Origin of the sequence: Petrocella atlantisensis (assembly GCF_900538275.1) — a bacterium.
GTDB classification, from domain to species: Bacteria; Bacillota; Clostridia; order Lachnospirales; family Vallitaleaceae; genus Petrocella; species Petrocella atlantisensis.
The window spans coordinates 521249-545534 of the sequence record NZ_LR130778.1; the positions used below are offsets into that span (position 1 = coordinate 521249).

Sequence of the window (24286 nt, forward strand, 5' to 3'; positions counted from 1 at the left end):
GCTTATGATTGTTCATCCTTATTACAAACATCAAGAAGGTTCCAGTTCCATACTGGTTATCATACTCATGGTCGTTATGATGGTTTTTGGATTGGCCGTGCTTACAACCTCACTCTCCAATCAACGTTTGGCAGAAAAAAAACAGGATTGGCTTCATGACTATTATAATCTAGAAGGTTTGGTTGAAGAGAAGATCGGAGAAATCGATCATATCTTACTGAGTGTGCAAGATGAAGCCATGAATTATATGATGGGTGATCCTTATTCTTTGGATTATAATCGTGATGCTCATTTTGAAGCATTAACGAAGCAACAAATTTTCTCCTATATTTATATGGAACTACTAAAAGAACGTCTAAGTCATTCCATAAAAGGGGACAAATCTTTGGCTTTGTATATGACCGATTATGATATTAATGCTATTTATAACGGATATGCCTTGATGCCAAGCTACATTGAATTCGATTCATACCATTTAGAGGGCGACTATCCAAAACATATAACCGTAAGACTAGCATTACTACCGCCAAACCCTGATAATCTAAAAGAAAACTTCCAACTTATCGACCGTTATGATATTACCAGCTATTATCAATGGCAGGATGCTTTTCAATATGATGACGTCTTTGAGTTTGAGGATGTTTTTGATGAACCTGACTCTGAATTACTTGAGGCGGTTCCCTCAAACCCTTTTGAAGATCCGAACCAACCACTTCCATGATTGACATTTAATATTAATTGATATATGATATATGAGGTTTGATACATAACGTATGGCACTGTGTGTCGTACGTTTTTGTGAGTTTGTAAGTAAATAACAGGCAATGAAATTGGAGGATTTACAATGATTACAACGGATAACGTGAGTTTAAGCTTTAGCGACAAGCAACTTTTCAAAAATATAAACCTTAAATTCACCCATGGCAATTGTTATGGTGTCATAGGTGCAAATGGATCTGGTAAATCCACCTTCTTAAAAATACTTTCCGGTGATATTGAAGCAACAACCGGTGATATTGCTATTACCAAAGGCGAGCGGATTGCTGTTTTAAAGCAAGACCACTACGCCCACGACGAGGATACTGTGCTAGATACTGTTATCATGGGTCATGAAAGACTGTATAGCATCATCCATGAGAAAGATGCCCTTTATGCAAAAGAGGATTTCACCGAAGAGGACGGTATCAAGTCTGCTGAATTAGAAGGTGAATTTGCTGAACTCGGCGGCTGGGAAGCAGAATATGACGCTGAAAAGCTATTAATCGGTCTTGATATTCCTAAGGATCTTCATGGTAAATTCATGAAAGATCTAACGGGCGCTCAAAAAGTTAAGGTTCTTTTGGCTCAAGCTCTTTTTGGTAACCCACACATTCTGCTCCTTGATGAGCCTACCAACCACTTGGATTTTAAATCCATCATGTGGCTGGAAGAATTCTTGATTAACTACGATAATACGGTTATTGTTGTATCTCATGATCGACATTTCCTTAATAATGTATGTACGCATATTGTAGATATTGACTTTGGTAAAGCGAAGATGTATGTGGGTAACTATGATTTCTGGAAAGAATCCAGCGAGCTGATGCTTCGACTGATTAATGACCAAAATAAAAAGGCTGAAGACAAGATTGCCGAACTCAAGTCTTTTATTGCTCGTTTTAGTTCAAATGCTTCTAAAGCCAAGCAAGCGACTTCTCGTAAGAAAATGTTAGATAAGATTAATATAGAGGATATTCAACCTTCCTCCAGAAGGTATCCTTTTGTCGGGTTTATACCTGACCGTGAAGTTGGCAAGGACATTCTTCGTGTTGAAGGCATTAGTAAGACCGTTGACGGTGTCAAAGTCTTGAATAATGTCACTTTTATTATCAATAAAGATGATAAAATTGTTTTCTTGAGTGATAACGAGATTGCACGCACCACTTTGTTCCAGATTCTTATGGGAGAGATTGAGCCTGATGAAGGTACTTTCACTTGGGGTGTTACGACGACAACTGCTTATTTACCAAAAGACAATGGTAAATTCTTTAATGGTGTTGAACTGAATTTGGTTGAATGGTTACGCCAATACTCCAAAGACGATGACGAATCTTATATTCGTGGTTTCTTAGGAAAAATGTTGTTTTCCGGTGAAGAGGCTCTAAAAAAAGCCCACGTTCTATCCGGTGGTGAGAAAGTACGCTGTATGCTTTCTCGTATGATGCTCTCTGGGGCTAATGTTATTGTTCTTGATGAACCGACCAACCACTTGGACCTAGAATCTATTACGGCTGTTAATGATGGATTAATTGCTTACAGGGGTAATGTACTCTTCTCCTCTCATGACCACAAGTTTATTGAAACTGTGGCTAATCGTATAATTGAACTGACGCCAAATGGTATTGTGGATCGTATGATGGAATTTGATGAGTGGTTGGCTAATGATGAGTTGCAGGAGACGATCAAAGGTATGTATGAGTAGGGTTGCTTTTAAGAATTTCTTATAAATAGGTCCTATGAAAACCCCTCCACTGTATGTATGATTACGGTCTCCAATTGGTGCATCCATGCACCAAAAGTCGACGGTCTGCATCCATGCAGACTTGCTTAAATCATACACACAGTTCCAGGAACTTCATAGTCGATGTTGGTAGTACTATTAGTTATGAACTATGAAACTTGTAGCGCTTTTGAAAATCTTTTAGGATTTTTATAGTCGATGTTGGTCATGCTTAAAACCTATAATTAAAAGCAGTAAGTGTTTAGGAAAACAAACACTTACTGCTTTTTTATTCTCTAAGAAAGACAATGCTATGTTAACTATCAAGGAAGTTTCCTGTCGAATCATTCAGAAATATGAGCAAAACTCATAGCGAAGCGAAGCTTCTTTTCTTGTATTTGAGGACGGAGTAGGTACTTTTTTTATTGGCGGTTGTTTAGGCCTGTGTTTATGGCTTCTTTGAGTTTAGTGTTGATCTCGACAGGTCCAAATTGGAGTAACCGCTCTATGAGTGTTTGGGGGGTTGTTTTGAGTCCTTCGATGCCTATTTTCCACACCATGGGATTTGTCATGCAAGGCTCTATGATTATTAGCCCTACTTCGGTTACATATAATTGCTTGCCACGCATGAAGGGTGACATTTCTGTGATTTCTATTATGTCTTTTAATCTTGGATTTATGAAGCCACTTCCAAGAATAGAGTGAAGTATTATGAAGTCACCTTCCAGACGAATAAGACCTTTATCATCAAGAGAAGGTAGCCACTGTTCCATATATGTTTGATCACTTAGTTTGTTTATTATCTCTTGGTTTGGTTGGAATATGTTATGCTCATGTATATAGGCCAGTGTAGCTTCATCTAAGATATTGCTTCTGCTTAATTTCTGATTGGTACCTCTATAATGTTGGTAATTATGACCTGTGATCAATAGAGTCAGTAGTTCAAATTCTTCATTTTCTAGATTCCAATTGACACGCATTTCTTTTTTATCTTTTTCAGGTATTTCGCCTATCATCTCATCCATGATCCAAGTTCCTAGACTGCTTTCACTAATCGGATAACCAAGTGTATAACAATCTTCCTCCTTGTTCATTGACATTAATACACCTATTTCCTTTTTATGAACATAATAATGTTCACTAAATGGATCTTTGGATGCTTTTTTTATACGAATCACTTTGTCCGGTGTATGGATGGCGGTAAATACGCCTTGTAATTCTCGAATAAGTCTTGGGCTACCCTCTGCATTTCTCCAGATTGCACCATCTTCAATAAACTGATTCATCGTTTCTGTCATGCTTTTTAGATTGCTTTTTATAGAAGTAGCATCCAAATCATCTATCCTATGCATTGGTGACAGTGTGTTTAACTTTTTACCACAGACCAATGACAAGGCTATCATTTCCCTTTTATTGAGTACCAAGTACGCCATAAGTTACCTCCTCTCTACACCCAGCTACCAAGCCAACTGGCTAATTGTCTTGTACCGTCTGCAATTTTTATGAGTCCTTCTGTTGCTTGATGTCCAACATAACAGCCGGCTCTCTTAATGGCCCACGAACCTTCAGCCGGTTGCCATAATTCATCGTTGGTTTGGTACATCCCATCATAAAAGTCATCCGAGGTTACAACATCTGAAAAATCATTAGCAAATTCATCCGGATTATAGACCGCATCCGCTATGACTTCTGTGGTTTCATTGGCGACTTGCCATGCGCCCCCGTACTTACCATTGTTGAGTCGACTGGTCACATCATCCGTACCATTATATAGATCCGTAAGTTTGTCTATTATAAAATTGGCACCGCCTTGTATCGTTTTACCCGGACTGATAATGTCACCTGCTTTTGTACCACCGGCAAATATGGTGGTCAACATGTCCATAATGATGAGACCCGGTTGTTTGTCTTTATCAAATATTGCGCCTTTGATTTTATTAGACAGAAATGATTTTATACCGGCATAAACAGCATTGTCGCCTAACCCAATGTTATCAAGGGCATCCTTTGTAATACCTGCCCAGTCCATAAGTTCTGCAATTGGATTCCCTTCCGGTATGCTACCGTTCATATCCAGCAGATCCTTAACCACACCCATATAATCCCATGATTCATTGGCTGTTTGTTCAGCTGCTTTTGTAATCCAGTTTGGAATATAACCATCATAAGTCTCAAAAATTCGGTCGATTAGACCTGAGGTTAACACAAAATCTTGTGCACCACTAATGCCATCACCAATTTGGCCCGGTAAATCATATGCACCTTCCAGTATGTCTATAAAATCTTCTATGCCAACAAATACATCCGAAGTAGTACCCAAAGGTGTATCACCTATTATTTCTCCAATAAGTTGATCGATTATATCTTCTAAGTCACTTTCACTCATTGGTCCATAAGGTATATCTAGAACATTCTCGGACTCTACTTCATCCCCACCATCCGGCTGTACATATGTCTCAGAACTTGTTGTACTTTCCGGTACAGACACGACTGTTGGTGCTAAAACTTCAATCCCCTGTGACGTCATGGTACCAATCATACTGCCAATTATACTTACGATTGCCGGAATCGTGCCTGTTTGTAATGCTTCATTACGTCCTTGACCATGCCACCAATTGCTAAAGTTGCGTCCGTATTCATCCCAACCACCATCATGGGCTTGGCCTTTTGTTTCATACATTAAGAACCCATACAGACTTAATAAACCTATCATCCAGAAATTGACTTTAACACCTTTTTTCTTCAGTAAGAATAAGACAGCCAGTATGATCATCATGATTAATAAAAGATAAATACTATAAGGCCTAAAAGGTACTAAGACATAGAGCATCATACCTGCCAATAAACCACTTAAGACCGCTACAAATATGCCTTCGTTAAATTTACTTAATGCTTTATTCTTAAAAAACCATCTTTGAAAGTCACCATAACCCAGTTTCATGGCTAGGAATAATAAACCTTCATTTCTTGATGTCATAAATAGAATACAAGCAATAACGAGTAACATCAACACCATCGGGCTTTCTATGATGAGGCTTATAATGAGGGCTGTTATGAATGTAAAAAATAACAAGGGTCCTTTTATTGAACCTATTTTTTTAAAACCTTGAACAAAAAAGCCCGGTGTCTTAGCCACACTCATAAAAAAGTATTGTGGTCCCTTAATAATGCCTTTTCCAAAAAGTCGACCAAAGAAAAAATAAGTAGCCAACCAACCTCCAATACCCCAAAACAAGGTGGCATTTTTCATATTCCAATGTAACCCTAGGATTTCAGCCGCCTTGCTCGCTTCTTTTAAATAGCCGTTATTAACGACGACAACCAGATAAGCATGGAATATCCATACGATGACACCAATTAAAATGGATCTTAGGATCATTTTCGGTATCCCTTTGACAAGGGATTTTAATAGAAGTAATAATAACTGAAATAGACTTTTGGGCTCAACCATATTTTTTTTCACATACTTCAACCTCCTATCTTGTAGGAAATAAATTCCTAATGGCTTTTACTTCCAGGACCGTTATACCATTTTGGGTACCTAACCATAAATTATGGTTCTTATCTTCAAGCATAACTTTCACCTCGTACCCTGCAAGTCCTTGTTCTTCAGTCAAGTAACGCCTCTTTAACTTCGGTTCTATTATTTCTTGAACATCCTTTACAATTGTCATGCCATCATACTCAGAGCCTATCCAAAAAGACCCGTCTTTCATTTCATACAAGGATCGAATCTTCTCTCCGGATAAACCATCTTCACCTTTTGTGTAGACATCCTTAATACGCCACTCCAACACATCCTTTTCAAATTTAACCAAGCCGCCTTCATAAAAGAGTCCAACCCCCACCCATACATCACCTTTTTGATCTTGATAAATAGAAGTCACATTATTATGTGGCATACCTTCATTTGTGGAAAAGTATTGCCATTTGTTATTTAGTAAGTAACTAATACCACCACTGGGTGCTACATAATGACCAAACCATAAGCCGCCACCATCATCTTGACAGATCACATTCACCATATCATGTAACAATCCATCTCCTGCGGTTATACGACTGTATTCAAACCCATCGTATTTGGTTACACCACCCCATGTTCCTACAAAAATATTGCCCTCAGCATCCTGATATAGGCAGTTCACTCTTTTGTCCTGTAAAACATCTAAGTCTTCAAAAGTATCCTTTTTAAGATCATATAGAGTCAAGCCTCCAAAGTGGCCAATCCATAATTTTTGATTCTCATCCACAACCAAACCTTTTACTAGATCTACATTTTTGGGCAAATTAAGTTCTCTTATGACAGTGTTAGTGTCCATATCAATTTCAAAAACCCCATCACGCCCGCCTACCCAAAGTCTATCCTCATGCATAACCATGGCATTCACATCTCGAGGTGGTCTTATTGTACGTAGACCTTCAATGTCTGCTACCTTATTTTCTAAAGTTGTGAAATAGCGACCTCCTATAATGGCCAAGGCAATCACGACGAAACATATTAATAGGAATAATGCTTGTCTAGGCTTTAGTATATTCTTCATGAAACAACGACCCGTCCTCTATCTTATATATGGTATCTGCCAACAGTTTTGCTTCAGATTCTTCATGGGTTACATAGATTAATGTGGTTTTATGTTTGGTGATAAATCTATCCATTACCTCCGATATTTTTTCTTTTGAAGCTTTGTCCAAATGTGTCAAAGGTTCATCCAATAATAGTAATTGGGGCTTTGAAATCAAAGCTCTTGCTATTGCAACTCTTTTGGCTTCTCCCCCTGATAGGTTTGATGGCTTTGTATAAAGTAAGCGTCTAATGTCTAGATGGTCCATCAGTTCATTTATATAAGAATCCTGTGTTCTTATTTCATTTTTGTGTAATGGAAATAGAATGTTCTTCTTCACACTCATAAAAGGCCATAATGTGGCATTTTGAAATACCATACCTATATGTCTTTTATTCGGTGGTATCGCTCCTCTAGGTTGACTTACAATCTTATTAAACAATAGAATTTCTCCTGAATCCGGCATTTCAAGGCCTGCTATGAGTCTTAATAATGTTGTTTTACCACTTCCTGACGGACCCATTACAGCGATGCGCTCACCGGATGTTACCATCAAGTCTACGCGTTTTAATACTTCTTGATGATTATATTTTTTTTCTACAGCATTTATTCTTAAGATCGATTCTCGTTGTTTCAAGTTACACCTCGCTTTTTGTTAATATATGTACAACCATAAATCCGGTTACTAAGGCTATGCCCAATATGACTAAACATAACCCTGCAACAAGATGTGATGAACCATAATGCAAATAATTATATATCCTCATGGTCATGGTTGACGTACCCGCTGGTACCACAATCAAGGTTGCACTTAATTCCCCTATTGTTAATACAAAAACAAGTAAAAAAGAAGCCAATAGACCCGGAAACACTATTGGTACATACACTCTAAAAAATCCATGAAACCAATGCTTTTGAAAAATTTTTGCACTTTCTAGCATACTTTGATCTAGTCTCATATGTTGTACCGTCATGACCAAACAAGCAAAAGATGAAAATCGAATAAGGTTTGCTAAAATAGGCATCCATAATGTACCATATATAAAATCCATACCGACTCGGCTAAAGATAGCATTTAACCCTATACCAACTGTTGGTGCTGGTATCGCTAGTGGTAAAATTAGCAGTATCCATATTATGGTTTTAATTTTTTTACCCATTAGCACTACTTTTGATGTTACAATCGTTGCTAGTAATACAGAAAGACTGGCCGTCATCACCCCTAAAATTATGGTAAATATGACCTCGTCATAGGCTAAATAAAAAGATGTCCACAAATTACCCCATGTTTGAACCTTAATCAACAGGCTTAACAGCGGCACCACAATTTGAACTAAGACCATGCTTAAGGCAATGTATTGTAATACAATCATCCAAAAAGGTAAGCTTAGTGGCATCGCCCTTTTTGTCAGGGCTTTTCTTAGACCGGAAATTATGGTTTTGTTTTGCAAAATGAATGCCCATAATACAAATAAGGTGATGAACATCATGGGTAGCGATATTATAATAGGTAAAAAAGGTTGGTTTGTCGAACTGTATTTCGAAAAAATTTCCAAAGCATATGTGTTCACAAAAAATAATGATGGAATACTATAATCTTGAATCGTCCATATGAAGCTCATTGCAAATCCAACCAACAAGCCAGGTTTTGCCATAGGCAATAGGATCTTCACCAAAACACCTAAGTCTTTCCTATACAATTGACCCATTTCGACCATACTGTCTTCTGCAAGCATCATCCCAAATAATGCCATCATGATGCCTAAGGGTAATAGAGACATGACCATAACTAAGATACTTGCCACTTGACCTGTTATCCCCATATTATAAAGTATATCCATCCATGACAAAGCATGTACATACGAAGGCACAAAAACCATGGACATAGATACCAAAAATAGCGGTTTCATATATCTATCGAACCAAGCCTTTGAAGCTGTCCATAAAACACTGGTCGCAAAAAAAGCAACCAGCATAACCAGTATCCCTGTCGTAAAAGCATATACTAATGTTTTATAAAGCAAAACAAATTGCCTTACACTCATCATAGCCTTAACCTACTTCACAAATATTTCAGTCATATCTTGATTGACTTGATCTCTATAATTATATATCTTAGCAAAATCAATATGCATAGGGAGAATCTCTTCTGTTGACATACAAACGGATCTTAGATCTATTGGCCTTACGGGAATATGGCTCCAACCCGCTTCTATTAATGTTTTTTCCATTTTTTCACTCAGTAGATAATCCATCAACATCTTACCAGCTTCCGGATTTGGTCCATCTTTGATTAATGCAACTGTATTGGGTATCACTAAAGCACCCATATTGTCTTGGTCAGGTACGATAATTGCAACAGGTTCTCCTTTTTTTACAGCTATGCAAGCGTCATCTGTATCTGTAAGTCCAAAAGCAATCTGACCATTTACAACCATATCCCTGACAACTGAATTACCTTCAACCACTTTGACCCCGCGGTCTTTTATTTTCTCAAAAAAAGTTCTACCCTCTTTTTCACCTAAACAAGCGTACAAGGCGGCTGCATGGGTCATGGTTGTTCCAAACATTGGTTGGGCAATGGCCATCTTGTCCGGATCTCTATTTGTGTCTAAGAAATCATAAATTGAATTTGGATAGTCCTCCGGTTTTACTAAATCTGTATTGACCAGTATTATCCTGGCTCTACCTGCATAACCTGTCCACAAATTGTTAGGATCTTTATATATTGAAGGTATATCCTTGGCTGATGGTGATGCATAGGGTTCTAAAAGTTCCTCTTTAGCCAGTAAAATGGTCATAACAAACTCACCACTCCAATAGACATCTGCCTGTGGCTTGTTTTTTTCTGAAATAATTCTGTTTGCCAATCCAACCGTTTTGGTTGCTTCAACATCAAAAATAGGCTTCACCTTGATACCTGTCTCATCTTCAAAATCTTCAAGGATATCTTCTGCAAAAATCTGATCAACAGAAGTATAAATAACAACTTCTTCCTGACTATTAACTTTACACCCATTAAGTACTATTGATAATATTATCACGAGTATTATCACTTGAAGTACACGATTCAACTTTCTCATCCCCCTTTTGATACTTTTCTACTTTAATTATACAGCAAAAAAACCTAATCTTTCAAATTTTATTAAGAAAGATTAGGTTTTTTATTAATTTTTTTAAGGACGTCTTTCCTGCCGTAACAATATCTCTTCGAGATAACGAGGCTTAGCCTCTTTGTTTTACTCTAGGAAAGTCTGTTCTTTGTTAATGCGTTGAATCGTCGCATTAACGATTAAGGACGTCTTTCCTGCCGTAACAATATCTCTTCGAGATAACGAGGCTTAGCCTCTTTGTTTTACTTAAATGATTCAAATCTTCGATTGGCTTCGTCCCAATTAACAATCTCCCAGAAAGCTTGGATGTAATCCGGACGTCTGTTTTGATACTTCAAATAGTAGGCATGTTCCCATACATCTAGAATTAGAATTGGTTGCTTACCTTCACTAATTGGACTGTCTTGATTAGGGGTTGAACTGATTTCTAACTTTCCTTCTGATAAAGTTAACCAGGCCCAACCTGAGCCAAATCTTGTCGCTGCTGCTTTATTAAAGGCTTCTTTCATCGCTTCAAACGAACCAAAAGTTGCATCAATTGCTTCTGCTAAAGCACCTTTTGGATTTCCTCCGCCATCCGGCGAGAGCCCTTTCCAGAATAAGCTGTGGTTATAGAACCCGCCTCCATTGTTTCGTACAGCTGTCTGTAAATCTACAGGTAAGTTATTTAGACTTGCCAATATCTCTTCTATTGACTGATCAATCCCTTGGCCTTCTAAAGCCGCATTAAGATTATTTGTATAAGCCGCATGGTGTTTACTATGGTGGATTTCCATGGTCATGGCATCAAAATGTGGCTCTAATGCATCATAACTATATGGTAACTCCGGTAATTGAAATGACATAAACATTCCTCCTTATTATTGCTATTTCGTTTCCTATTGCATCTGTAACAAGTATATCACGCACGATTGAATTATTCAAGCATTTTGATTATGATTATTATTATCTATTAATTACGGCTTGTTCTTAGGTTATTTAAGTTACTCATATGTATCTTTTGTTTAACCACATCTTTAAATATAATGGAGCTTCCTTTCTTAAGGGCTTCAAGATAGGCGATAGTTTCCTCTAAGCAGTAGCGTTCTATGTGCAATGTATGAGAGGCAGTCATTTCTTTAGGGTTTAGAGATGTGTATATTTTCAATGTAGCAATATAGGCATCCAGATCCCAAGCTTCAACATATATTAAAGGCATTTCTAAGTTATCTCCTACAATAAGTAAACCCGTTTCTTGATCAAATACGGATATGCTATCTGTTGTATGACCCGGCGAGTGAAAAAGTAGAATACGGTCATCCCATTCTAATCTGTCTTCAAAGGTAATGTTTGGTAACACCATCTGAACATTACCCATTTGATAAGTACCGTTTTCTACTATTTGCTTCTTCCATTGGTCCTTCACCCATTGTTTACATAACCGGTGACTGACTATTTTGTTATTTTCAAACGCACAATTTCCCCAAATATGATCCCAATGAAAGTGGGTGTTGATAACCACCACTTCTTTTGTATTCATAGTTGGAAATGCTTCTATGATTGGCATCATGGCATCCGGACCGCAGAAGGTGTCGACAATATATATACGTTCTTTTTTCTCTATGACATAAACACTTGTTTCAAAACCTTCCAGTGTATCAAAGGTAAAGGCATACGTATCCTTGTTTAACTTTTCCTGTTTCATAAGTCACCACTTGAATCCTTTTTCCTATTTTATTTTTAATTTTACCATATATGGTTGTAGGGTCAAAACAAAGTTTCACTAAGTTCACATACTTTATGACTTTTTTATTTTTCATGTTATAATAAAATCATAATTTCTACAATGAAAGGTAGACTTATGACTGAGTTTATAGGGAAACTAAAGCAACTTATTGATAAAATTGAAAAAGATGATATTATGGCTTGGGCCTCTATGCTTACGCTTTTTTTACTTCTGTCATTATTCCCTCTCATTATTTTGATTACTGATTTTGTGGCCAGTACATCCTTTAACGATCCCAATATTACCGAATATCTAATCGGCATTTTACCAGCTCCAATTTTTGAAACCATTCAAACTATTGCTATAGATATTGAGCAAAACCGATCTACGCAAGTAATACCGGCAGCTATAATCATCGCTATGTGGGCTGCCTCAAAAGGTATTCTCGCTATTATTCAGGCACTTAACAAGGCTTATGATGTTGTTGAAACTCGTTCCTATATTAAGCTTCGCTTCTTTGCTTTACTTTATACACTGGGTTTTATCCTCTTAATCGTACTCTCATTATTGCTCATCGTTTTTGGTAATACTATATATAGTTTCATAGAAAACTATATCACTTTACCTGTTTTTATAAGTCCCATTGTAAACTTGCTACGGTTTACTATAACCATGATTTTCTCCATGATCTTTTTTGTATTTTTGTATAATCTATCGCCTACCGTGCAAGTAGGTGTTGTCAAGGTCCTCCCCGGATCCATATTTTCAAGTTTTGGTCTTATAATTGCCTCTAGTGCTTTTTCCATCTATGTTAAATACTCTACCAGTCTGTCTTACTTATATGGAAGTTTGACCGGTTTTATGGCCTTGGTACTTTGGTTGTATTTTATCAGCATTATAATTATGGTAGGCGGAGAGATTAATGCTGTTTTTCTTTCTTCTCATTTTAAGCACTTAAATCAACATCATCACGAAGTATAATTTACAGCTAGATGTTACTATGAAGGTCTTTTATCAAATAGAATAGAAGGACAAAAGGGTATACGTTCTAACCCATTTGTCCTTCTATTTTATGGTTTTGGTTCTTTTATCGCACTAATAAATATCTTCTCTAAATAACACCTTGTGCGTACATCGCTTCAGCTACTTTTAAGAATCCTGCTATATTGGCACCAATCACTAAGTTATCTTCAGCACCATATTCTTTTGCCGCTTCACTGGCATTTTTATATATATCTGCCATGATTTGTTGTAGTTTGGCATCCACTTCTTCAAAAGTCCAAGAGTAGCGCATACTGTTTTGGCTCATTTCAAGTGCCGAAGTAGCAACACCTCCTGCATTGGCCGCTTTAGCCGGTCCAAAGAGCACTTTATTGCTTAAGAACACTTCAACCGCTTCAGGTGTTGATGGCATATTGGCACCTTCACCAACCGCTATACATCCATTTTCTACAAGAATTCTGGCGGATGCTTCATCTATTTCATTTTGTGTGGCAGATGGTAATGCGATGTCACATTTTATTGTCCATATGCCGGCACAACCTTCATGATACTCTGCATGAGGATGATGTTTAACGTACTCACTAATACGCTTACGCTCTATTTCCTTGATTTGTTTGACGGTATCTAGGTTAATACCACTAGGATCATAGATATACCCACCTGAATCACTAAGGGCTACAACTTTTCCACCCAATTCAGTGGCTTTTTGTGTTCCATAAATGGCAACGTTACCTGATCCTGAAATAACGACTGTTTTGCCTTTGAAAGAATTGCCTTTTGCCTTTAACATCTCTTCTACAAAGTAACACATACCATAACCGGTTGCTTCCGTACGCGCAAGACTACCGCCATAAGTTAATCCTTTACCCGTCAAAACACCTGTGAACTCATTTCTAATTCTTCTATATTGACCATACATATAACCGATTTCTCTTCCGCCAACACCAATATCGCCAGCAGGAACATCCGTATCCGGACCGATATGTCTTTGTAACTCCGTCATAAAGCTTTGACAGAAGTTCATAATCTCTCTATCGGATTTACCCTTAGGATCAAAGTCACTACCACCTTTGCCGCCACCAATAGGCAGGCCTGTTAGTGAATTTTTGAGTATCTGTTCAAATCCTAAGAATTTGATAATCCCTACGTATACCGATGGATGAAATCTTAAGCCACCTTTGTATGGGCCGATTGCACTGTTAAATTCCACTCTAAATCCTCTGTTTACATTTACCGTTCCATCATCGGATACCCAAGGTACCCTAAAGATAATTTGTCTCTCAGGCTCTACGAGTCTGTCGAATATTCCCGCTTCAACCCATTCAGGATGCTTTAAAGCCACAGGTTCCAGTGACTCCAATACTTCCTTAACTGCTTGATGAAATTCAGGTTCTCCTGGATTTCTTTTCACTACTTGTCCCATTAAGTCCGTTAAATAGTTCATATTATTCTCCTTATCCTTGTTTGTAGATACAGCTATAGTGCTATCATCTTCAGGTCATCCTAAAAACCTTACATGATTATAAAGCGTAAATGTCTATGAACACTTCTGCACTTTACACCATTAAAATTATACCACAGTTCATTTGTAATGTACTAACCTTTTATGCATCACTTTTTACTTTTAATATATGTATCAATCGCTTTTGCAGCATCTTTACCGGCACCCATAGCTAGTATAACTGTTGCAGCGCCTGTCACAACATCACCACCGGCATATACACCTTGTTTACTACTAAGCCCTGTGGACTCTTCAACAATAATTCCACCCCAACTTTGAGTCTTAAGATCCGGTGTGGTGGATGTAATCATTGGATTCGGGCTTTGACCGATGGCAATAATAACCGTCTCAACATCCAATATGTGCTCCGATCCTTCTTGAACGATAGGACGTCGCCTTCCGGATGCATCCATATCACCAAGGGTCATTGTCACACAAGTCATACCTTTGACCCAACCTTTCTCTGTGCCAAGAATCTCAACTGGGTTGTTTAATAGTTTGTACTTGATACCTTCCTCCTTAGCATGATGGACTTCTTCAGCTCTTGCAGGAAGTTCCTCTTCTGATCGTCTGTATACAATGTAGACATTTTCCGCACCAAGACGCTTGGCGCTTCTTGCCGCATCCATAGCAACATTCCCACCACCTACAACGGCTACATTTTTACTTACGCGTACCGGTGTATCACAATCAGGGAATTTATAAGCTTTCATCAGATTAACACGGGTCAAAAATTCATTAGCAGAATAGACTCCGTTTAGATTTTCCCCTGGTATTTTCATAAAGCTTGGTAACCCAGCTCCTGATCCCACAAAAATTGCCTCATAACCATCCTCAAGCAATTCATCTAATGATAATACTTTTCCAATCACCATATTGGTTCTTATTTCTACACCTAGGTCTTTTAATGTTTTTATTTCTCTTTGTACCAATGCTTTGGGTAATCTAAATTCCGGAATACCATACATCAAAACACCACCAGCTGCATGAAACGCTTCAAATATCGTTACTTCATAGCCTTCTTTTGCTAGGTCACCGGCACAAGTTAGGCCTGCCGGTCCTCCTCCAACAACCGCCACTTTTTTACCATTGGTGATTGGTTTTTTAATCTCAGGTTCTCTATGAGCCATATACCAGTCAGCAACGTAACGCTCCAGTCTACCAATTCCTACCGCTTCACCTTTTTTTGTTCTTACACAAAGTAACTCACACTGTGATTCCTGTGGACATACTCTTCCACATACTGCCGGTAGACTATTGGTTTCTTTAATAACATGGTATGCCGCTTCCATATCACCTTCAGCTACCAGCTTAATAAACTCAGGAATCTGAACCATGACAGGGCATCCTGCTACACATGGTTTAGTCTTACATTGAAGGCACCTATTTGCTTCTTCTATTGCTTGTTCTTTTGTATAGCCTTGGGCTACCTCTAAAAAATTACGATTTCTCACATTTGGATCTTGCTCCGGCATGCTTACTTTTTTTAATGACATATTAGCCATCTATGATACCTCCTAAACGACAATTGTGTTGCTCCATACTCTCAGCTTCTTGCTCTTTGTACATCATTTGTCTTCTCATTGCTTCATCAAAGTCAATCTCATGCCCGTCAAAATCAGGTCCATCTACACAAGCAAACTTCGTTTCACCAGCCACTGTCACTCTACATCCACCACACATGCCGGTACCGTCAATCATAACCGGATTCATGCTTACTAACGTTTTAATCCCATGGGACTTGGTTAACTGGCTCACAAACTTCATCATTATCAATGGGCCAATGGCGATAACAAGATCAATGGAAGCATCTTGATCAATTAATTTTTTGAGCTCATCTGTAACAAATCCTTTGTTACCATTAGAACCATCATCGGTTGTAACAAACAGCTGATTACTCACTGCTGACATTTCTTTTTCAAGAATAATCAGTTCTTTGTTTCTAAAACCTGCTATGGTCGTAACTTTCGTCCCCATTTCATGCAATTTCTTTGCTTGAGGATAAGCAATGGCTGATCCTAGGCCACCACCTATAACGACAGCATTTTTATACCCGTCTAAATGGGAAGCTCTCCCCAAAGGTCCTACAAAATCAAGAATTTTGTCCCCAACTTTCAAAGCGCCTAATACTTTTGTTGTTTTACCTACCTCTTGAAATATGATCGTGACAGTGCCCTTTTCACGGTCATAGTCGGCAATGGTAAGGGGTATTCTTTCACCCTCTTCATCGGTTCTAAGTATGATAAACTGCCCAGGCTGTGCTTTTTTTGCTATTAATGGCGCTTCAATCTCAAGAAGCTTTACCGTCGTATTCAATGCTTCTTTTTTCACAATTTTATACATGCTCTAGCCTCCTTGGTTTTTGCAAGTTAAACAACACTATATTGCATTAATATATATCTTACAGTCAAAAAAGCCTTACGTCAACCAAAAGTCCATGTTATAAGGCTTAGAATATGGTGAGCGTGGGTCTTATTTTCTATGACTTTTTCCTATATTTTAGATATTATTTTAATTATTCATCATTTCTTAAATACGCACCCTTGTTTTTTGAATGATTATTTTTAACTTCTTGCATTTATGAATTTATAGTGTTTCCTTTTAATACTACGCCCATAATCCCTTTATTGACGCCACTTTATGTGCTTAATAAAACATATAAACAATTATCTTCGTCTCTTTTTTGCCGTCATAAATGAAATAAGTGTTTGATTATCTTGCATTTTTCGACTTCTTAGTATTGATTCTCAAATTAAATCATGCTATAATGTTTCTACTATCTTTTCCTTACCCTATGATTAAATTGGACCCGTTCCAACCAAATATAATGATACCATGTTAGGAGGCACTATATAATGAAGGACACTTACGGTTTACCAAAGCAGCAAGGCTTATACGACCCTCAGTTTGAACATGATAACTGCGGTGTAGGATTTGTAGCCCATATAAAAGGAAAGAAATCTCACAGTATCGTGCAGAAAGGTTTACAAGTACTCGTTAATCTACATCACCGCGGCGCTGTCGGCGCAGATCCTAATACAGGCGACGGTGCCGGCATCCTTATCCAAATACCACACCAGTTTTTGACCAAAGTTAGTCAAGAATTGGATTTTACATTACCATCCGAAGGCCACTACGGCGTAGGTATGGTTTTTTTGCCTCAAGAACCCAATGCAAGATTCTACTGTGAAGGTATCTTTGAACAGGTTATTCAAGACGAAGGTCTTAAACTTCTTGGTTGGCGTAATGTTCCAATTAATGAAAAAGCATGTGGTTTGACCGCTAGTGGCACACGCCCTATGGTACATCAACTCTTTATCGACAGAGGAGACGTTGCTGTCGCCGACTTAGAACGTAAACTCTATATTCTCAGAAAGCAAGTTGAAAAACGTATTCGCGATGCAAAAAAATCCTACACGGAAGCCTTTTATGTCGTTAGCCTTTCATCAAAAACCATGATTTATAAAGGCCAACTGTTGGCCCATCAAATACCCGATTTTTTTACTGATTTAAAAGATAAAGATATGGTCAGCGCCATCGCTTTGGTACATCAACGTTACAGTACCAACACTTTCCCTTCATGGGACCTTGCGCAGCCTTTTAGATATCTGGCTCATAATGGTGAAATCAACACATTACGCGGTAATGTCAACTGGATGAATACCCGAGAAGGTGTTCTGGAATCTGATGTATTCGGAGATGATATCAAAAAACTTTTCCCTATTATCGAACCTTCCGGATCTGATTCTGCTAACCTTGACAATGCGCTTGAGCTTCTTCTTGCCAGCGGCAAGTCTTTGGCCCATGCTGTTGCAATGCTCGTGCCTGAAGCATGGCAAGGCCACGAATCCATGGATGAAGATAAGAAGGGCTTTTATGAATATCATGCCGGACTTCTAGAACCTTGGGATGGTCCTGCAGCTATTGCCTTTACCGACGGTAAGCAGATTGGTGCCGTTCTTGATCGAAATGGTCTCCGTCCTGCAAGATATTTGATAACGAAAGATGATTTTGTCGTTCTAGCTTCAGAAACCGGTGTTTTACCTTTTGAAGCTGACACGGTTGTTGAAAAGGGTCGCTTGCAGCCCGGTAGAATGTTTCTCATTGATACCGAAGAACAAAGAATCATTTCCGATGAAGAAATCAAGTCTACGCTTGCTACTAAGAAGCCTTACAAGGCTTGGGTTGAAAGAAATAAGATAGAATTATCTAAATTGCCAGTACCTCATGCTATACTTTCCCTTGGTGCTGACCGCTTAACGCAACTCCAAAAAGTCTATGGTTATACAGAAGAAGAGCTTAAAGAAGTTATCGCACCAATGGTCCTTCATGGCAAAGAAGCAATAGGCTCCATGGGTAATGATGCCGCTTTGGCTGTCTTTTCTAACAAATCTCAGCTGTTATATAACTATTTTAGACAGTTGTTTGCTCAAGTTACCAACCCACCCATTGATCCAATTCGAGAAAAACTTGTTATGTCTTTAATTCAACTCCTTGGTGATCGTGGCAACATATTGGGTGAACTGGACCCTTCTGTCAATATTAACTTTATAGAACTACAACAACCTATTTTAGATAATGCAAACTTTGAAAAAATCGTTCATATTCGTCATAAAGATTTCAGGTCCGTAAAAGTTCCTGCTGTTTTCCATGCGAATAAAGACGGTGTGGATCTCAAAAATGCGCTCGACATCCTGAACCAGAATGTTGAAGAAAATATTAAAGCCGGTTACAACTTGATTATTCTAACAGACCGTAACGTAGATAAATATCATGCACCTATTCCGTCTCTTCTTGCAGCTGCAAGTGTGCACCATCACCTGATTCGTAAGAAGCTTCGTACAAAAGTCGACCTTATTGTCGAAACCGGTGATGCTAGAGATGTTATGCATATGGCTTTGTTAATTGGGTATGGTGTCGATGCAATAAACCCATACATTGCTTTTGACAGTATTCAAAGTCTTGTCCATTCAGGTTTGTATATGGAAGGTCAAAGCATCGATATAACCGATGCACAAAAGAACTATGTAAAAGCATTGAACAATGGTCTATTAAAGATTTTCTCAAAAATGGGTATTTGTACATTGCAAAGTTATCATGGTGCTCAGATTTTCGAGGCTTTGGGCGTAAGTTCTGATGTGGTTAACAATTATTTCCCAGGTACTGCTTCAAGAATCGAAGGTATTGATTTAGATATTATTGCTAAAGAGGTTATGATGCGTCACAATGCTGCTTTTAATACGCTACGCAATCCTTACATTAATTTGCTTGAAGGTGGTGAGTATTCCTGGCGTGTAGGCGGAGAAGCACATCTTTTTAATCCTGAAACGGTACACAAGTTACAACATGCATGCCGTACCAATGATATGAAGCTTTTTAGAGAATATTCAGGTTTGATTAATCATCAAGCAGAAAAGCTCAACACCATTCGTGCTCTATTAAAGTTCAAATCATCAAACCCGATTGATATAGATGAAGTTGAACCTATTGAAAACATATTAAAACGTTTCGCAACCGGTGCTATGTCTTTTGGTTCAATCAGTATTGAAGCCCATGAGACACTGGCAAAAGCCATGAATTCAATTGGGGGTAAATCCAATTCAGGTGAGGGTGGCGAAAGTCTTGATCGACTATTTGATCAAAGCAGACGAAGTTCCATAAAACAAGTGGCTTCCGGTCGTTTTGGTGTCACTACTGAATATTTGGTTAATTGTACAGAGCTCCAGATCAAGATGGCACAAGGCGCTAAACCTGGAGAAGGCGGCCACCTACCCGGTCATAAAGTTTCTGAAGCCATTGCAAAAGTACGTCACTCAACTCCAGGCATCGCCTTAATATCTCCACCGCCCCATCATGACATCTACTCTATTGAAGACTTAGCCCAACTGATTTATGACTTAAAGAATGTCAATGATAAAGCACGTATCAATGTTAAGCTTGTCTCCGAAGTAGGCGTAGGTACTGTTGCTGCAGGTGTATCAAAAGCCCACGCTGATGTCGTTCTTATATCCGGTTGTGATGGCGGAACCGGTGCAGCACCCATAAGTTCGATTAAATATGCCGGACTACCTTGGGAGCTCGGACTTGCAGAAACACATCAGACGCTTCTCATGAATGACTTACGTAGTCGTATTGTTGTTCAGGCTGACGGCCAGATGAAAACCGGTCGAGATGTTGCCATTGCTGCTCTGCTTGGTGCTGAGGAGTTTGGTTTTGCAACCGCAGCCTTAGTCGTTTCCGGATGTATCATGATGCGTAAATGCCAGAAAAATACCTGTCCTGTAGGTGTTGCTACTCAGGATCCTGAGTTACGTAAATTCTTCACAGGTAAACCTGAGCATGTCATCAATTTCTTTACTTTTATTGCAACAGAACTGAGAGAAATCATGGCTCAACTTGGCTTTAGAACTATAAACGAAATGGTTGGTCGTGTGGATAAACTTGAGCCCAATAAGGAACTCCTGCACTGGAAATCAAAAAGCATTGATTTTAATGCTATTCTTTATAAGCCGGAGCTTCCTTCTCGTATCGGAACGTATTGTTCCACCGCTCAGGCCCATGGTTTAGAACATATATTTGACCGACAACTTATCAAAGATGCCCTTCCTGCACTGGATAATGAAGAAAATGTTTATAAAGAGTATGACATTAGGAATGTACACCGTACCGTCGGAACAATGCTTGCCGGACACATTTCCACCTCCACCAAAGGTGAGAACCTACCTGAAGATCGTATTCATTATAAATTTATCGGTTCTGGAGGCCAAAGCTTCTGTGCTTTTGGTGTCAAAGGTATGACTTTTGAACTAGAAGGTGATTGTAATGACTACATGGGCAAAGGACTATCCGGTGCTAAAATCATCGTGTACCCTGCAAAATCAGCGCACTTCTCCTATGAAGACAATATTATTGTGGGTAACACTCTTTTATATGGTGCTACTTCCGGTGAGGTCTATATTAACGGTATGGCAGGTGAACGCTTCTGTGTTAGAAATTCCGGTGCCGTGGCTGTTATCGAAGGTGTTGGTGACCATGGTTGCGAATATATGACAGGAGGAACAGTGGTTGTTCTTGGGAAAACCGGTCGAAACTTTGGTGCCGGTATGTCAGGCGGACAAGCTTTTGTTCTTGCCGAGGATGAAACCTTTATAAAAAACAAGTGTAATTTTGAAATTGTTACAGCCGAAAAGGTCACAACAGATGAAGATAAAGCACTTCTAAGATCCCTAATCGAAAAACATGTACTCTATACGAACAGCCCTAAAGGCAAACGTATACTCACTGATTTTGACGCTTATGTAGCACAATTTGTGAAAGTTATTGCACCTGAATATAAACTGGTTCTTGAGAAAAAAGCTGCTGCGGCAGTCATCAATTAGGAGGTGATCAGAATGGGTAAAGTTACAGGATTTATGGAATTTGATAGAAATAATGGTAGTTATCAGCCTGCTGATAAAAGAATCACTGATTTTGATGACATCTTCATACCTGTTGATGAAACCGAGATTACGATTCAAGCTGCAAGGTGTATGGATTGCGGTATCCCTTTTTGCTCATCAAGTTGTCCTCTTGGCAATATCATTCCGGACTTTAATGATCTGGTCTATAACAACCAATGGAAAAAAGCTTTGCAAGTCTTACACACAACCAACAACTTCCCGGAATTCACAGGAAAAATCTGTCCTGCACCCTGTGAAAGCGGTTGTGTCCTTGGACTGATTAAAGACCCGATTACCATCGAGCACATTGAACTAGCTATTGCAGAAAAAGGTTGGGCCGAAGGTTGGATTCAACCGGAACCACCTGCCATTCGAACCGGTAAAACAGTAGCTATCGTCGGTTCAGGCCCAGCAGGCATGGCAGCAGCTCAACAGTTGGCTCGAGTCGGACATAGCGTTACGCTTTTCGAACGTTCGGATGCAATCGGGGGTGCTGTAAGATACGGTGTACCGGACTATAAGTTACCAAAATCCTACATTCAAAGAAGGGTTGACCAAATGGTGGCTGAAGGGGTTCAAGTTAGAACCAGTACCAATGTTGGAGTCGATATCCCCGTTGATACTCTAAAGAACGATTTTGATGTTATCTGTTTAACCGGTGGTTCAACCGAACCTAGAGATCTAACCATCTCCGGTCGTGATCTTAGTGGTATCCATTTCGCTATGGATTTCTTACCTCAATCCAATAAACGGGTAGCCGGTGGGCAGATTCCAGAAGACATAGCGATTACCGCTGAAGGCAAAAAAGTAGTGGTGATTGGCGGTGGTGATACCGGTTCTGACTGTATCGGTACATCGCTGAGACAAGGTGCTGTTGATGTTACGCAACTTGAATTATTACCGATGCCTCCAAAGGAACGTGATATTACACAACCTTGGCCGGTATTCCCTAGACTCTACAAGACTTCTTCTTCTCATGATGAAGCAGAAGCAACCTTTAACAAAGATATTCGTGAGTTCTCAGTCGGTACCAAAGCTTTTATCGGTAATGATACAGGCGAAGTGACTGGACTTAGGTGTGTAAGACTGGCTTGGGAAGATGTCGATGGTCGTTACACGATGAAAGAAATAGAAGGCAGTGAATTTACCCTTGAAGCTGACTTGATTCTCTTTGCAATGGGCTTCTTGCACCCTGAACATACCGGACTTTTGGATGATCTTGGTGTAGAATACGACTCAAGAGGTAATGTTGCAAGTGACCGGTCTTTCCAAACTTCCATACCCGGTATTTTCACGTCCGGTGACATGCGACGTGGCCAATCTTTGGTTGTACACGCAATTTCAGAAGGAAGAAATATGGCTTATGAGGTGGATAAATTCTTAATGGGTGAAACCTATCTTAGAAGTACCTTGAAATAGTTTTAATTATAGAATAACTTCAATGTCAATGAGGTCTCTAGGTGAATAAAGCTTAGAGACCTTTTATAATGGCCATAACCACTGTGGTTTTGTCACTAAATAATTTTTTAACGATTTATCTATATTTACTTTGAATATTTATGGTATTCATGATAAAATGTTCTAGGTATGTTACATACAATTTATAGGTTGGCTGATAAAATGATTACTAATCTCACAATCATAGAATCTTCCTAACCTTACCTCTAATTATGACCGATTACGAGTTCAAATTAGAGATATAAATTTGTCAATTTTTATACAATGGTTAAAGGGTTTTTGACGCCTTAACCATACAATTAATGTAACGGAAGGAGATCCAATATGATTTACTCACATGAAGTAGAAAATATGTGTACAGTTTCAAGAGGACCAATTCACGGACCCGCTCCAATTCCAGAAGAAGGAAAATGGGTCAAAGCTTATGATGTTACCGATATTTCCGGTTTAACACATGGTATCGGTTGGTGCGCACCTCAACAAGGCGCATGTAAATTAACCCTTAACGTAAAAGAAGGTATTATCCATGAGGCTCTAATCGAAACCATTGGTTGTTCAGGCATGACTCATTCTGCTGCTATGGCTTCAGAGATCCTAACAGGAAAAACTATTCTAGAAGCTTTGAACACGGACTTAGTCTGTGATGCCATCAACGTTGCTATGAGAGAACTTTTCTTACAAATTTCTTATGGTAGAACGCAAACAGCTTTCTCCGAAGGTGGCCTACCTATTGGCGCTGGCCTTGAAGACCTTGGTAAAGGATTAAGATCACAAGTTGGTACGATGTATGGCACAAGTGCTAAAGGTGTACGTTACCTCGAAATGGCTGAAGGTTATGTTGTCGGTATGGGACTTGATGCTAATGGCGAAGTCATCGGATACAGATTTGTTCATCTTGGAAAAATGATGGAAATGGTTGCTAAAGGTATAGATGCTAATGAAGCAATGGAAAAAGCAACGAGTCAATACGGTCGTTTTAACGAAGCTGTTAAAGTCATAGACCCAAGACACGAATAGAATATACAGG

General features: G+C 38.8%; 17 protein-coding genes. 6 read left to right on the forward strand and 11 right to left on the reverse strand.

Annotated features, from left to right (window positions below):
* The first annotated feature begins 4 nt into the window (after nt 1-4).
* Both PATL70BA_RS02570 and PATL70BA_RS02575 read left to right on the forward strand, forming a co-directional pair.
* A complete protein-coding gene (locus tag PATL70BA_RS02570) occupies nt 5-721 on the forward strand; it encodes a hypothetical protein (protein WP_125135911.1) in 717 nt (238 codons plus the stop codon).
* A 123-nt stretch (nt 722-844) separates the two neighbouring features.
* Entirely contained in the window at nt 845-2461 is a 1617-nt protein-coding gene (locus PATL70BA_RS02575; protein WP_125135912.1) for an ABC-F family ATP-binding cassette domain-containing protein, read from the forward strand.
* A gap of 440 nt (nt 2462-2901) precedes the next feature.
* Here PATL70BA_RS02575 and PATL70BA_RS02580 read toward each other — a convergent pair whose 3' ends face one another.
* From PATL70BA_RS02580 to PATL70BA_RS02615, 8 genes are all read right to left on the reverse strand, one after another.
* Nucleotides 2902-3912: a hypothetical protein gene (locus PATL70BA_RS02580; RefSeq protein ID WP_125135913.1), complete on the reverse strand. Its 1011-nt coding sequence runs from the start codon at nt 3910-3912 to the stop codon at nt 2902-2904.
* 14 nt (nt 3913-3926) lie between these two features.
* Complete coding sequence (locus PATL70BA_RS02585; protein ID WP_125135914.1) at nt 3927-5942, reverse strand: hypothetical protein; 2016 nt, start codon at nt 5940-5942, stop codon at nt 3927-3929.
* A gap of 13 nt (nt 5943-5955) precedes the next feature.
* Complete coding sequence (locus PATL70BA_RS02590) at nt 5956-7020, reverse strand: ligand-binding sensor domain-containing protein (RefSeq protein ID WP_125135915.1); 1065 nt, start codon at nt 7018-7020, stop codon at nt 5956-5958.
* Nucleotides 6998-7678: an ATP-binding cassette domain-containing protein gene (locus PATL70BA_RS02595; protein WP_125135916.1), complete on the reverse strand. Its 681-nt coding sequence runs from the start codon at nt 7676-7678 to the stop codon at nt 6998-7000. Before PATL70BA_RS02595 ends, PATL70BA_RS02590 begins: the two co-directional genes overlap by 23 nt.
* A gap of 1 nt (nt 7679) precedes the next feature.
* Nucleotides 7680-9089 carry an ABC transporter permease gene (locus PATL70BA_RS02600; protein WP_125135917.1) on the reverse strand — a complete coding sequence of 470 codons (1410 nt, stop codon included), beginning with the start codon at nt 9087-9089 and terminating at the stop codon, nt 7680-7682.
* Between the two features lie 9 nt (nt 9090-9098).
* Nucleotides 9099-10115, reverse strand: coding sequence for an extracellular solute-binding protein (locus tag PATL70BA_RS02605; protein ID WP_172596067.1), 1017 nt, complete (start codon nt 10113-10115; stop codon nt 9099-9101).
* Between the two features lie 281 nt (nt 10116-10396).
* A complete protein-coding gene (locus PATL70BA_RS02610) occupies nt 10397-10999 on the reverse strand; it encodes a superoxide dismutase (RefSeq protein WP_125135919.1) in 603 nt (200 codons plus the stop codon).
* A 107-nt stretch (nt 11000-11106) separates the two neighbouring features.
* Nucleotides 11107-11838 (reverse strand): MBL fold metallo-hydrolase, encoded by a 732-nt coding sequence (locus PATL70BA_RS02615; protein ID WP_125135920.1) that lies wholly within the window; start codon nt 11836-11838, stop codon nt 11107-11109.
* Nucleotides 11839-11979: 141 nt separating this feature from the next.
* Here PATL70BA_RS02615 and PATL70BA_RS02620 point away from each other — a divergent pair, with 141 nt between their 5' ends.
* On the forward strand, nt 11980-12840 hold the full coding sequence (locus PATL70BA_RS02620) for a YihY/virulence factor BrkB family protein (RefSeq protein ID WP_125135921.1): 861 nt from the start codon (nt 11980-11982) through the stop codon (nt 12838-12840).
* 130 nt (nt 12841-12970) lie between these two features.
* Here the strand turns inward: PATL70BA_RS02620 and gdhA are convergent, their stop codons facing one another.
* The 3 genes from gdhA to PATL70BA_RS02635 all read right to left on the reverse strand — a co-directional run bounded on the left by gdhA (nt 12971) and on the right by PATL70BA_RS02635 (nt 16705).
* Nucleotides 12971-14305 (reverse strand): NADP-specific glutamate dehydrogenase, encoded by a 1335-nt coding sequence (gdhA, locus tag PATL70BA_RS02625; protein WP_125135922.1) that lies wholly within the window; start codon nt 14303-14305, stop codon nt 12971-12973.
* A gap of 167 nt (nt 14306-14472) precedes the next feature.
* Nucleotides 14473-15867 carry an NADPH-dependent glutamate synthase gene (gene gltA / locus PATL70BA_RS02630; protein WP_125135923.1) on the reverse strand — a complete coding sequence of 465 codons (1395 nt, stop codon included), beginning with the start codon at nt 15865-15867 and terminating at the stop codon, nt 14473-14475.
* Entirely contained in the window at nt 15860-16705 is an 846-nt protein-coding gene (locus PATL70BA_RS02635; RefSeq protein ID WP_125135924.1) for a sulfide/dihydroorotate dehydrogenase-like FAD/NAD-binding protein, read from the reverse strand. The genes gltA and PATL70BA_RS02635 overlap by 8 nt, the downstream gene beginning before the upstream one ends.
* A 512-nt stretch (nt 16706-17217) precedes the next feature.
* Here PATL70BA_RS02635 and gltB point away from each other — a divergent pair.
* The 3 genes from gltB to PATL70BA_RS02650 all read left to right on the forward strand — a co-directional run bounded on the left by gltB (nt 17218) and on the right by PATL70BA_RS02650 (nt 24276).
* On the forward strand, nt 17218-21741 hold the full coding sequence (gltB, locus tag PATL70BA_RS02640) for a glutamate synthase large subunit (protein ID WP_125135925.1): 4524 nt from the start codon (nt 17218-17220) through the stop codon (nt 21739-21741).
* A 12-nt stretch (nt 21742-21753) separates the two neighbouring features.
* On the forward strand, nt 21754-23220 hold the full coding sequence (locus PATL70BA_RS02645; RefSeq protein ID WP_125135926.1) for a glutamate synthase subunit beta: 1467 nt from the start codon (nt 21754-21756) through the stop codon (nt 23218-23220).
* Nucleotides 23221-23583: 363 nt separating this feature from the next.
* Nucleotides 23584-24276 carry an iron-sulfur cluster assembly scaffold protein gene (locus PATL70BA_RS02650; RefSeq protein WP_125135927.1) on the forward strand — a complete coding sequence of 231 codons (693 nt, stop codon included), beginning with the start codon at nt 23584-23586 and terminating at the stop codon, nt 24274-24276.
* The last annotated feature ends 10 nt before the right edge of the window (nt 24277-24286 follow it).

What these genes read in the sequence shown, in the direction of transcription:
- PATL70BA_RS02570 (WP_125135911.1), top strand. Translation starts at nt 5, where the DNA reads ATGATTGTTCATCCTTATTACAAACATCAAGAAGGTTCCAGTTCCATA.
- PATL70BA_RS02575 (WP_125135912.1), top strand. Translation starts at nt 845, where the DNA reads ATGATTACAACGGATAACGTGAGTTTAAGCTTTAGCGACAAGCAACTT.
- PATL70BA_RS02580 (WP_125135913.1), bottom strand. Translation starts at nt 3,912, where the DNA reads ATGGCGTACTTGGTACTCAATAAAAGGGAAATGATAGCCTTGTCATTG.
- PATL70BA_RS02590 (WP_125135915.1), bottom strand. Translation starts at nt 7,020, where the DNA reads ATGAAGAATATACTAAAGCCTAGACAAGCATTATTCCTATTAATATGT.
- PATL70BA_RS02600 (WP_125135917.1), bottom strand. Translation starts at nt 9,089, where the DNA reads ATGATGAGTGTAAGGCAATTTGTTTTGCTTTATAAAACATTAGTATAT.
- PATL70BA_RS02610 (WP_125135919.1), bottom strand. Translation starts at nt 10,999, where the DNA reads ATGTCATTTCAATTACCGGAGTTACCATATAGTTATGATGCATTAGAG.
- PATL70BA_RS02615 (WP_125135920.1), bottom strand. Translation starts at nt 11,838, where the DNA reads ATGAAACAGGAAAAGTTAAACAAGGATACGTATGCCTTTACCTTTGAT.
- PATL70BA_RS02620 (WP_125135921.1), top strand. Translation starts at nt 11,980, where the DNA reads ATGAAAGGTAGACTTATGACTGAGTTTATAGGGAAACTAAAGCAACTT.
- gdhA (WP_125135922.1), bottom strand. Translation starts at nt 14,305, where the DNA reads ATGAACTATTTAACGGACTTAATGGGACAAGTAGTGAAAAGAAATCCA.
- gltA (WP_125135923.1), bottom strand. Translation starts at nt 15,867, where the DNA reads ATGGCTAATATGTCATTAAAAAAAGTAAGCATGCCGGAGCAAGATCCA.
- PATL70BA_RS02635 (WP_125135924.1), bottom strand. Translation starts at nt 16,705, where the DNA reads ATGTATAAAATTGTGAAAAAAGAAGCATTGAATACGACGGTAAAGCTT.
- gltB (WP_125135925.1), top strand. Translation starts at nt 17,218, where the DNA reads ATGAAGGACACTTACGGTTTACCAAAGCAGCAAGGCTTATACGACCCT.
- PATL70BA_RS02645 (WP_125135926.1), top strand. Translation starts at nt 21,754, where the DNA reads ATGGGTAAAGTTACAGGATTTATGGAATTTGATAGAAATAATGGTAGT.
- PATL70BA_RS02650 (WP_125135927.1), top strand. Translation starts at nt 23,584, where the DNA reads ATGATTTACTCACATGAAGTAGAAAATATGTGTACAGTTTCAAGAGGA.